Origin of the sequence: Brachybacterium sp. p3-SID1565, from assembly GCF_025143785.1 — a bacterium.
Classification (GTDB): Bacteria; Actinomycetota; Actinomycetes; order Actinomycetales; family Dermabacteraceae; genus Brachybacterium; species Brachybacterium epidermidis.
On the sequence record NZ_JAMBDS010000035.1, the window covers coordinates 22221 to 33059 of the forward strand.

Consider the following 10839-nt stretch of genomic DNA (forward strand, 5'->3'; position numbering starts at 1 on the left):
GGCCGGGCCCATGATCATGCGGGCGACCTGACCCCGTCACGGGGCCGCGGAGCCGCGCCGCAGGTGGGCCCGGTAGGCCCGGCGGTGCGCGGCAGGTGAGATGCGGGCCAGCAGCAGCTCCGCGGCCGAGCGATGCTGACCCGTGCGCACGGCGGCCGTGAGCACGGCAGGGGTGATCCGGTGACGGCACCAGCGGGTCACCTCGGCGCGCAGAGCAGTGGGGCGCGGCTCCAGGGCGGCCTTGTGCAGCATCTGCGTCAGCGCGAGCACCTGGGCGCACCGCAGCAGCGTCGCAGCCTCGTCGGCGGGGAAGGCGTGCTCGAGCTCCGGTTCCAGCTGCGCGGGGAGCCGGCCCAGGTCCCACACGCTCTCGCGCAGCGAGCCGGTGACGGACCCGGGGTGGATCGAATAGCGGTACAGGGCACGGGGCTCGTACGCCACCTGATCCACGTGCGCCAGGTTCGAGACCAGGAACAGCAGGTCCGAGAAGGTGTTCGGGGCCGTCCGGGGATGCCGCGGCTGTGCGCGCTCCAGCAGCAGGTGCTGGGAGGCGATCAGGCGCCCCTGCAGGATCCGACGGATCGCGTCCCGCCCACTGCCCGTCGGCCCGGCAGGGGGGTCCCAGGCCAGCTGTCCCGTGGTGCCGTCGGGATGGACGGTCATCAGCGGGGCCATCACCACGGCCGCACCGGTGCGGCGGGCCGTGCTGGTCATCTGCTCGAGGTAGGAGGGATCGATCGCGTCGTCGGCGTCCACGAAGGTCACCCAGCGTCCGGTGGCGGCGGCGATCCCGGTGGCGGTGGCGGCGGCGTAGCCGCGGTTGCGGCGATGCCGGATCACGCGCAGCCGGGGATCCGACGGCAGGTACGGGGCGATGTCCTCCTCGGATCCGTCGTCGATCAGCAGCAGCTCGAGGTCAGAGAGGGACTGACCGAGCACCGAGGCGATCGCGCCCCTCAGCGTCGGACCCGGGTCGTAGGCCGGCATGATCACGGTGACGAGCGGGTTCGGGCGGGGGCTCGAGAGCGGTGGCCGCTTCGGCTGCGGTGACGTGGTCATGTCTCTCCTCGGGGAGCGGGTCGGCGCCTGGTGCGAGGCGCCGCAGGCGGAGGTGGTCGATGCCGAACAGCACGAACAGCAGCAGATCGCTGAGCAGCACGGTCGCGGCCGCTCCCGTGCCGCCCCAGAGGTGGGCCGCGGGCCCGATCAGGGCCAGGTGGGTGAGCGCGGCGATCGTGGTCACGCGGGCGATGGCGGCGAAGCGGTGAGCGGCGGCCGCCCGCAGGCTCAGCACGGCACTGCCGCCGGCGGCGCACAGCGCCAGTCCGATCAGTTGCGCGAGCGGCACCGCACCGGCGAACCCCGGCCCCAGGTACCAGGGAACCAGCACGGGGGCCAGCACGATCAGTGAGCCGCCCCCCAGCACGTACGCGCCGGCGATGCCGATCGAGATGGTGCGCCGCACGGAGTCGGCGGAGGGGTCCGTCAAGGCTCGGGTCATTCTCGGCAGCATCGCTACCGACACCCCACCCATCACCCCGCGCCCGGCGTTGCCGAACCGCTCGGCGGCACCGAAGTAGGCCGCCTGCACCGGCCCGGCCAGCGCCCCCAGCACCACCGTGTTCACCGCCCCCATGGACATGTGGGCGATGTTGCCGACGAACAGGTGCTTGCCGTCGGCCAGGGCGAAACCGACGCTGCTGCGGGTCTGCGCCGTCCAGCGTGCCTGCCCCGCCCGGGCCAGCACCAACCACGCGCCCAGGGCCGACAGCCCCGGTGGCACCACCTGCCAGGCCAGCGCCCAGGCGACGTCCCCCGGGCCGCGCACCGTGGCCAGCAGGCCCGCCAGTGCCACCAGGCGCCCGCAGGCCAGCAGGGCCGAGAAGGCGGTGAAGCGGCCCAGACCCTGCAGCAGCCAGTCAGGGAAGAGGGTCCCGGCGGCCACCAGTGCCAGGCCCAGCAGGTACAGCACCCAGTGGGACCGCATCCCCGGCACCGCCGCCACCGCTGCCAGCAGCACCACCGCGCAACCGGCCAGCAGCAGCAGCTTCGCCGTGAGGGTGGAGCCGATGATCTGCCCCAGCTCGGCATCGCTGTTGCGGGTGACCACGCGGCGCAGGGCGCTCTGGGAGAAGCCGTAGTCGGTGACGTACACGATCAGCTGCAGCACCGCGAGCACCACCATCAGGGTCCCCAGCACCGGGGCGCCCAGCGCGCGCGCCAGGAAGGGCAGTGCCACCAGCGGGTACGCGAAGGAGCTGAGATAGCCCAGCGCCACCACCACGGCGTCCGTGCCGGCCCGGCGTTCCCCGGGGCGGGCCTGCGGCTTCCCGGTCATGCCTGCCACGGCAGCTGTTCCCCGGTGAGCATCCGCACGATCTGGAACGCCTCCCCGTACTCCATCCCGGCTTGACTGCCGCGGAACAGGGCCAGTGCCTCCAGGGCCTGCGTGGTGCGCGCGGAGGGGTACTCCTGCACCTGGGAGTCGTACTCGGCGAAGGCGGCGGTCTTGGCGCCCACGGTCTCGGTGATGTCCACGACCCAGTTGGGGCTGAAGGTGGGCTCCGCCCCGGGGGCGTTCCAGAAGGTCTCCGAGATCGTCTCGTACATCGCGACCATCGCGATCCCGGTGCCTGCACCCACCGGCCTGGTGGCCACCATGCCGGCGTCGAACACCGCCCGGTGGTCCACGTGCCGGTCCGGGAAGGGGATGAGCACGGTGGCCGGCTCCAGGCGGTCCACCACCCGCTGGACGCCGCCGGTGAGCTCGGCGACCGACATCCGCGACAGCTCCACCGACGGGAAGTCCAGGAACTCCGAGTCCGTCACCCCCAGCACGGCATGGGCGGCGAGTGCCTCCTGGTGCACCCGACCGCGCACGTCTGCCGGGTACAGGGGCGGAAGGTCGGCGCTGACCACCAGCACGGTGACCGGGACGCCCTGATCGGTGAGCCGTGCGATCGTGCCGCCGCAGCCCAGCACCTCGTCGTCAGGGTGCGGGGCGATGACCAGAACCGGTCGTGCGTTCATGAAGCCTTCCTCATGCCGGGGGTGGTAGCGGTCGACGTGCTGTCGAGCCGTGCGCGATCCAGTCCCGCGCGACTCAGGGCGGTCAGGCACCGGCCCACCTCATCCCGTTGATCGTCGGTCATGGCCGGGCCGCTGGGCAGCACCAGACCGTGGTGGAACATGTGGTCGGCGACCCCGGTGAGCAGGCGCGGGTAGAGCAGAGGGTCGGCGAACACGGGCTGCCGATGCATCGGCTTCCACACCGGTCGGGACTCGATCCCGGCATCGGCGAGCGCGGTGAGGGCGTCGTGGGCGGTGAAACCGGCGGCGCTGGGGTCGATGATGATCGCGGTGAGCCAGCAGTTGTCCCCGCTGTCGTCCCCGCCGAGGATCTCCACCCCCGGCAGGGGCGCCACCGCGCGCCGATACCCCTCGCGGTGGGCGCGGCGGCGGGCCAGGAAGTCAGGCAGGCGATCCAGCTGGGCGCTGCCGACGGCGGCCAGCAGGTTGGACAGCCGGTAGTTGTAGCCGATGTCCTCGTGCTCGTAGTGCACGACGGGCTGGCGGGCCTGGGTGGCCAGGTGCCGCACCCGCCCCGCGAGCGCCGCGTCGTCGCACACCACGGCCCCACCAGCGGAGGCCGTGATGATCTTGTTGCCGTTGAACGACAGGATCGCCAGGGTGCCCTCGGAGCCGGCGGGCCGCCCGGCGCGCACCGAGCCCAGGGATTCGGCGGCGTCGACCACCAGCGGGATGCCGCGCGGCTTCGTCAGGCGCTCGATTGCGGCATGGTCGGCGATCTTTCCGAACAGGTCCACCGGCACCACCGCACCCACATGCTTGTCGTCGGCGTCGCATTCCTCCAGGATCTGCCGGAGCAGGTCCACGTCGATCGAACCGGTCTCGTCGCTGTCGATGAACAGCGGGGTGGCACCGGTGTAGCAGATCGCGTTGGCGGTGGCGGCGAAGGTGAGCGTGGAGCAGGGCACCACGTCCCCGGGCCCTACGCCCACGGCCAGCAGCGCGAGGTGCAGCGCGGCGGTGCCGGAGCTGACGGCCACCGCGCTGTCGCGGTCGGTCTGCTCTGCGAGCTGCTGCTCGAACCGCTCCAGCTGGGGACCGGCGGAGGTGATCCATCCCGAGCGCAGAGCCTCCAGCACGGCCTCCTCCTCCGCCTCGCCGGTCACGGGCAGGGACAGGGCGATGCGGGGGGTCATCGGTGCACCGTCCTGCCGGTCGCGGCGCCGGGCATGACCGCCTCGGGCCCGTCGGCCCGGGCCTGGAGGGCCGAGCCGATCAGGGGACCCACATCGGTGCTCGCAGGCGCCTCGGCGGGCTGTCCGTCCCGGACGGCGGCCCGGTCCTGACCGGCGGCACGGTCCAGACCGACGGTCCGGTCCTGGCCGGTCGCGGAGTGGGCCACCTGCTCGTAGAAGTCGGTGACCTGCCGACCGGTGCTGGTGGGGGCGGGCAGCCGGGAGGAGTCCACCCGCACCGAGCGCACGCACCAGATCCGGTCGTGGACGCGCACCGAGTCCTTCTCGTCGGGGGACATCAGGTCCTCGTCGATCTTCTCACCGGGGCGCAGCCCGGTGTACGCGATCGGGCAGTTCTTCCCCGCCAGCGCCATCATCCCGCGGGCGATGTCGAGGATCCGCACCGGCCGGCCCATGTCCAGCACCAGCGTCTCCCCGCCCTGCCCGGCCACGCTGGCCTGCAGCACCAGCTGGCAGGCCTCGGGGATGGTCATGAAGTAGCGGGTCACATCGGGGTGGGTGATGGTCAGCGGGCCGCCGCGGCGGATCTGCTCAGCGAAGGAGACCAGCACCGAGCCGCGCGAGCCGAACACGTTGCCGAACCGCACCGAGACGTACGTGTCGCCGGTCGCGGCGGCCATGCCGGCGGTGAGCCCCTCGGCCACCAGCTTGGAGCGGCCCAGCTCACTGGTGGGGGCGGCGGCCTTGTCGGTGGAGATGTTCACCATCTGGGCGACGCCAGCGTCCCGGCACGCCTGCAGCACATTCCAGGTGCCGTGCACGTTCGTCTTCCAGCCCTCCTCGGGGAAGCGCTCCAGCATCGGCAGATGCTTGAGGGCGGCCGCGTGGAACACGATCTCGGGCTGGTGCTCGGCGAAGATGCGGCGCAGGGCGTCGGCATCGCGGATGTCGGCCAGCACGTACGCGGGATCGTCCAGCAGGGCGCGCCCGTGGATCGACATGCTGAGGGAGTGCAGGGCGGATTCGTCGCGGTCCAGCATCACCAGGGAGGCGGGGTCCAGGCGGTGCAGCTGGCGGCACAGCTCCGATCCGATCGAGCCGCCGGCGCCGGTGACCAGGACCCGTCGGTCCTGGAACGCGGAGCGGATGCCCTCGAGATCCACCTCGGTGACCTGGCGGCCGATGAGGTCCTCGACGTTGAGGTCGCGCAGCTGGGAGATCTCCACCGGTGCCGACAGCTGCTCGGCCAGGGAGGGGACCACCCGGATCCACACATGGGAGCCCTCCACCTGGCTGGTCAGCGAACGGAACAGGGAGGAGTCGGCCCTGCCCACGGCGACCACCACGCCCTCGGCGCGGAACTGGTCGGCGACCTCCCGCACCCGGCTGGAGGGACCCTGCACCCGCACCCCGTGCAGCTGCAGGTTGCGCTTGGCGCGGTCGTCGTCCAGCAGCGCCACCGGCAGGTAGCCGCTGTGCGGGTCGTCGAGCATCTCGTGGATCAACTGGGAGCCCAGCTGTCCGGCGCCCACGACCACCACGCGGGTGCCGGAGGTGGGCCGGCGGGACAGGTCCAGGGACAGTCGCAGGACCTGCCGGGAGGCGACCATCAGCACCACGGCGAACACGGGGCACAGCACCGCGAGGGCCAGCGGCACGGGGCTGCCCAGCAGCAGGATGGTCAGCCCCACGATCCCGGCCACCACTGTCCCGCACACGGCGACCATCCGCAGCTCGCCTGCGGAGCCGATGCGGTGGGTGTTGCGGTACAGCGACAGGGAGGCGCCGACGGCGAGCTGCGCCAGCACGGTCAGTCCCACCAGTTCGATCATCAGCTCGGTGGAGGCCAACGTGGAGACCACGCCGGTGGACACCAGCCACGCCAGCAGCCAGGCGACCGTATCAGCCGCTCCCAGAACTATCAGTCTGACCAGCGGGGAGTTGCGTTGGATGCCTGCGCGCTGCAGGGCGGGGGGCCAGGGTCGGGCGCTCATAGGGTGCTTCTCTCTCGTGTGGCGGAGGGCAGTGGCACCTCGGCCTGGTCGGGGGTCTGGGTGTCGCACAGCACCACACCGTCGATGTGGGCGTGCGCGGCTGTCGCGCAGTGCACAGCGGCGCGCAGACGATCGATGGGCGGGGCGAGGTCGGCGACCAGCAGCACCCGCGCGGCGTGCTCGAGGGCGGCGCGCACGTCGGGGTCCTCGTCGACCACGCCGCACAGCACGACCACCAGTTCGGTGCCGTCGGGCACCCGGGCCATGGTCTCCCGGAGCATGGCGGAGGTGAGGATCGCGCCGGGCAGCCTGCGCGGCCCGGTGACCGTGAGGTCCTCGAGCCCCCCGGCCACCAGGGAGCTGGCGCGGGCCCGGGTGAGGGTGGTGTCGTTGAGCACCAGTGCGGCCCGCACCCCGCTGGCCTGGGCGGTGCGCACCAGTCCGGCGGCGACGTACCCGGCGTCCACACCGCAGTGAGCGGCGCTGACGGCGAGCACCTGCCGGGCGGAGCGATGGTCGCCCAGGCCCAGGGCGGAGAAGATGCGCGGCATTGTGGTGGCGACGGCCCGGGAGTGCACAGGCCCGGCCAGGCGCGAGGGCACCATCGGGGAGAGCACCCCGACCACGGGGCCGTCGGCGGCCTCCTCGATCTCGTCGAGATCGCGCGCATGGCGGTCGCGCAGGGAGGCCAGCAGCGCCGCCAGCACCCCCACCAGCAGTCCGCCGATCAGCCCGGCCGGCAGGAACGCCTTCGGGTCGGGCCAGACGGGGGAGGTCGCTGCCGCGGCGGGCTGCAGGATGTCGGCCGAGAGGCCGGCCATCGCCCCGGCCTGCGCGGGGACCGTCTCGACCATCGTCCGGGCGGCGGTCTGCGCGAGCATGGTGGCGTCCTGCGGGGAGGAGCTGGTGGCGACGATCTCGATGACGGTGGTGTCCTCGGGAACGGTGTAGGTGAGGCGGTCGCGCAGCTCCGCCGGAGTGGTGGTGCCGCCGGTGCGGGCGGCGATGTCCTCAGCGATGGTGGAGGAATGGGCCAGCTGCAGCAGTGTGGGCATGGACTGCTGCACGTAGCTGACGTTCTCCGTGCGGGAGGTGCCGGTGGGGTCGGCCACCTCGACGAGCACCTGGGTGCGGGCCTCGTAGGTGGGGGGCAGCAGCACGAGCGCGGCCAGGGCCACCACCGCCCCCAGGGCCGTGCACAGCACGACCAGGGGCCAGCGGCGACGCAGGCTGGTGAGCATCCGTTCGGTGGTCATCACGGGGTGTCCTTCATCAGGGTGCGGTAGGCGGTCAGGCAGTCCGAGGCCAGATGGCGCGCATCGAACTTCTGCCGCACCTGTTCGGCGGCATGGCGCCCAAGGCGCTCACGGGCCTGCGGATCCCGCAGGAGCGTGAGGGTGCAGTGGGCCAGCTCCTCGGCGGTGCGACCCAGCAGACCGGTGCGGTGGTGGTCGATGACCTCGGTGACGCCGGTGACCTCGCTGGCCACGACGGGCCGGGCGAGGGCCTGGGCTTCGAGCAGCGCCATCGGCAGGCCTTCCCCGGCGGAGGTGAACAGCACCAGGTCGGCCTCGGCGAGCTGCTCGCGCACCTGCTCCGCAGGCAGCCATCCGGTGGTCTCCACGGCGGGGTCCAGCAGGTCCCGGTCGCCGTCGCCGATCCAGCGGAAGCGCACCTGGGGCTGCTCGGCGCGCACCCGGGCGGCGATCTCGCAGAACAGCGCCGGCCGCTTCTGGGTGGCGATCCGGCCCACGTGCACCACCAGGGCGGGAGACGCATCCAGCGGGTCCGACGACGCGAGGCCCCCGGTGTCAGGATCGTTGCCGGGCGCGGTGGCGGGTCCTGTCCCGGCCGCTGCTGCAGCGGTGGGCACCGCGGGCTCCGGCACGAGTACCGGCACCCGGTTGTGCACCACGGCGGTGCGGCTGCGCGGCAGCAGGGTGCGTGCCACCCGCGCCTCGGAGTCCGAGACCAGCACCAGGCGCGGTGACAGATGCAGGGCGGCCCGCTCCAATGCCAGGAACATGGCGCGGCGCAGTGCACCGATGTCGCTGCGGTCGAAGCTGAAGCAGTGCGGGCTGTACACGGTGCGGTGCCGCGCCCCGGCCGCGGCGGCCACGGCGCGGCCCAGCAGTCCTGCTTTGGAGGAGTGCAGGTGGATCACATCGAACTGCTCGCGCCGCAGGGTGTGCAGCAGCGCCGCGGCCAGGTGCAGCAGGCGCAGGGGAGTGCCGGCGCTCCAGGCGCGGACCTCGGCCCCGTCGCCGGTGAGCTCGCGGATCGCGGCCGTCGGCGGTGAGTCCGGGCGCGGCACGTAGGCGAGCACCGGGTCGGTGAACGCGGGATCCTGGGACTGTTCGCGCACCAGGGTGGTGACTGCGGTGAGCACCCCGGCCGAGGAGGCCTCGGTGACGTGCAGGACTCTCATGAGCGCACCTCCAGGTGATGGAGGGACAGCGGCGGCAGGGAATCCACCGCAGGAGTGTTCGTGGCAGCGGGTGAGGGGCGCAGCGGCAGCAGCGCGCACGCCAGCGGCAGCAGGCCCGAGAGATGCTTGAGGTAGGAGCCGTAGTCCGGCTCGAACAGGGCCTGCACCGTCACCATGGCCAGCAGCAGGGCGGCGGCCCTCGGCGCGGCCGGCGGGAACGGAGCGCGGCCGGATCGGGGACCGCGGTGCAGCAGCTGGCTCAGCACCAGCACCCAGATCGCGGTGAGCAGCACGGCCGCTGCCATGTGGGTGGGGGAGCCGGTGGCCAGCAGCGGCAGGGGCACCAGCAGCATCGCCAGCACCACCAGCACCGAGGCCACCGACAGGGCCCCGGTGGCGCCGGGGAAAGGTCCGATGATGAGGGTGTCCACACTGGTGCCGGCACGTTCGGCGTTCATCCATTCGCGCTGGCTCTCCAGCCCGCCGCCCAGCACGGCGGCGAACACCACCGAGAGCACGCCGTACCCGGCCACCAGGCACACCAGCATCAGCAGCGGCCGCACCCGGTAGCGCTGCAGGATGCGCCAGCCCACGTATGCGGCGGCGATCAGCACCCAGTAGGGCCGCAGCATAGCGGCGTGCAGCAGGCACACCGCCACCACGGCGATCTCGCCCAGCGCCGTGCGCGGCAGCAGCAGCACCACGGTCGCGAGCACCACGGTGACCAGTTCCTTGCTGTACTGGCCCAGGTACACCACGGCCACCCCGGTCATCATCGTCAGCAGGATCAGGCCCACCCAGGTGAGGCGGGCCAGCTGCTGCCAGCCGATCGCCGCGAACGCCGCCACCACGAACACCGTCACCCCCAGCAGGGCCGCGCCCGGCGCGTTGTCCTCCAGCCCCAGCAGACGGTACAGGTGGGCGATGGTGCGGAAGGACTCCGCATCGGTGGTGGTGGGGTCGGCGATGGCGAGGCGGATGTGGCCGTCGTCCCGCACGAACTGGTCCGGCAGGTAGGGGCGGGCGAACAGCGCGCCGATCATCGCGGTGCCCAGACATGCCACCGCGATCAGCTGGAACTCTGCACCGTGCGGCTTCATCGCGCGGCCACCTCCCGGCAGGCGCGGGTGAACTCCTCCACGAAGTCCGGGATGCGCACCTCGGCCGCGGCGCGGCTCATCCGCTGGTAGCGGCGGGGGGCGCGGGCCAGGTCCCGCAGGTGTTCCGCGAGGTCGTCAAGGGGTGGGTGGGCGTGCACGGCGTTCACGCCGTCGCGGGTGCGGTGGGGGATGTCGCCCACCGGTGTGACCACGGGGATCAGTCCCAGCCCCATGGCCTCGGCGACCGCCATCGCGAGCCCTTCGTAGTCGCTGAGCTGCACGAAGAAGGCAGCACGGGAGGCGTGCTCGCGGATCTCCTCCCAGGGCAGCGGCCCGTGCCACGTGACCAGGGCGGACAACCCGAGATCGTGCGCCAGCCGCTCGATCTCGGCGCGGGGTCCCTCATCAGGGCCGATGATCTCCAGCATGGCCCCTCCGGGAGCGGTGCGCTCGAGCGCGGCCAGTAGGCGCACCACCCGGTCCACGCGCTTCTGCGGAGCGATGCGCCCCCAGAAGACCAGACGGATCGGCTCACCCGGAGCGGGCGCGGATCGCAGGACCGTCGGCCCCGCTGAGCCCCGTGCCCCTGTTGTGGCCGGTGCCCCTGATGCGGCCGGCGCCGCTGCTGCGACCGGTACGGCGGCGGGCCGCGTGGTGGGGCGCATAGAGGGCCGCGCAGTGGGCCGCACCACCTGCACCATGCGTCGCGCCGCCACGCCCGCGGGCACCAGGGCGTCCTTCGCGGCCCCGGAATCGCACAGCACCGCATCGGCCACGCGCAGCGCCACCTGGTGCACCATCCGGTCGAGCGGGTTCGTGAAGCGCGTGTTGTGCAGGTACACCATGAACCGGGTGCCCGGCAGGAACGGGCGGGCCAGCATGCCCACCAGCACCGAGCGCCACAGCGACGCCACCAGCACGTCGGGTCGGCGCCCCCGCGCCCAGCGCACGAATCCCATCGCGGAGCGGGGGTCGTTCACTCCGTGCCCCACATGGTCCAGTGCCGGGGCGCGACCGGGGTCCTGTTGCGGACGGCGCTCCCCTGCACTCGGTGCGGGTCCGGGTTCCAGCCCCGGCTCCGAGCCGGGCCC

9 protein-coding genes are annotated in these 10839 nt (G+C 72.8%); all 9 read right to left on the bottom strand.

Annotated features, from left to right (window positions below):
• Window positions 1–36: 36 nt before the first annotated feature.
• Window positions 37–987, bottom strand: a complete 951-nt coding sequence (locus tag M4D54_RS09380; RefSeq protein ID WP_259891072.1) for a glycosyltransferase family 2 protein — start codon at window positions 985–987, stop codon at window positions 37–39.
• Entirely contained in the window at window positions 917–2338 is a 1422-nt protein-coding gene (locus M4D54_RS09385; RefSeq protein ID WP_259891074.1) for a lipopolysaccharide biosynthesis protein, read from the bottom strand. Before M4D54_RS09385 ends, M4D54_RS09380 begins: the two co-directional genes overlap by 71 nt.
• Entirely contained in the window at window positions 2335–3030 is a 696-nt protein-coding gene (locus M4D54_RS09390; protein WP_259891076.1) for a PIG-L deacetylase family protein, read from the bottom strand. Before M4D54_RS09390 ends, M4D54_RS09385 begins: the two co-directional genes overlap by 4 nt.
• On the bottom strand, window positions 3027–4226 hold the full coding sequence (locus M4D54_RS09395) for an aminotransferase class I/II-fold pyridoxal phosphate-dependent enzyme (RefSeq protein ID WP_259891077.1): 1200 nt from the start codon (window positions 4224–4226) through the stop codon (window positions 3027–3029). Before M4D54_RS09395 ends, M4D54_RS09390 begins: the two co-directional genes overlap by 4 nt.
• Window positions 4223–6220 (bottom strand): nucleoside-diphosphate sugar epimerase/dehydratase, encoded by a 1998-nt coding sequence (locus tag M4D54_RS09400; protein ID WP_259891078.1) that lies wholly within the window; start codon window positions 6218–6220, stop codon window positions 4223–4225. Before M4D54_RS09400 ends, M4D54_RS09395 begins: the two co-directional genes overlap by 4 nt.
• Window positions 6217–7476: a YveK family protein gene (locus M4D54_RS09405; protein WP_259891079.1), complete on the bottom strand. Its 1260-nt coding sequence runs from the start codon at window positions 7474–7476 to the stop codon at window positions 6217–6219. Before M4D54_RS09405 ends, M4D54_RS09400 begins: the two co-directional genes overlap by 4 nt.
• On the bottom strand, window positions 7476–8648 hold the full coding sequence (locus M4D54_RS09410; RefSeq protein ID WP_259891080.1) for a glycosyltransferase: 1173 nt from the start codon (window positions 8646–8648) through the stop codon (window positions 7476–7478). Before M4D54_RS09410 ends, M4D54_RS09405 begins: the two co-directional genes overlap by 1 nt.
• A complete protein-coding gene (locus tag M4D54_RS09415) occupies window positions 8645–9748 on the bottom strand; it encodes a hypothetical protein (RefSeq protein WP_259891081.1) in 1104 nt (367 codons plus the stop codon). Before M4D54_RS09415 ends, M4D54_RS09410 begins: the two co-directional genes overlap by 4 nt.
• A partial coding sequence (locus M4D54_RS09420; protein WP_259891082.1) for a glycosyltransferase family 4 protein occupies window positions 9745–10839 on the bottom strand: 1095 nt, incomplete at its 5' end. The genes M4D54_RS09415 and M4D54_RS09420, both read right to left, overlap by 4 nt.

Coding starts and splice junctions, on each gene's coding strand:
- M4D54_RS09380 (WP_259891072.1), bottom strand. CDS start 987: ATGCCGGCCTACGACCCGGGTCCGACGCTGAGGGGCGCGATCGCCTCG.
- M4D54_RS09385 (WP_259891074.1), bottom strand. CDS start 2,338: ATGACCGGGAAGCCGCAGGCCCGCCCCGGGGAACGCCGGGCCGGCACG.
- M4D54_RS09390 (WP_259891076.1), bottom strand. CDS start 3,030: ATGAACGCACGACCGGTTCTGGTCATCGCCCCGCACCCTGACGACGAG.
- M4D54_RS09395 (WP_259891077.1), bottom strand. CDS start 4,226: ATGACCCCCCGCATCGCCCTGTCCCTGCCCGTGACCGGCGAGGCGGAG.
- M4D54_RS09400 (WP_259891078.1), bottom strand. CDS start 6,220: ATGAGCGCCCGACCCTGGCCCCCCGCCCTGCAGCGCGCAGGCATCCAA.
- M4D54_RS09405 (WP_259891079.1), bottom strand. CDS start 7,476: ATGACCACCGAACGGATGCTCACCAGCCTGCGTCGCCGCTGGCCCCTG.
- M4D54_RS09410 (WP_259891080.1), bottom strand. CDS start 8,648: ATGAGAGTCCTGCACGTCACCGAGGCCTCCTCGGCCGGGGTGCTCACC.
- M4D54_RS09415 (WP_259891081.1), bottom strand. CDS start 9,748: ATGAAGCCGCACGGTGCAGAGTTCCAGCTGATCGCGGTGGCATGTCTG.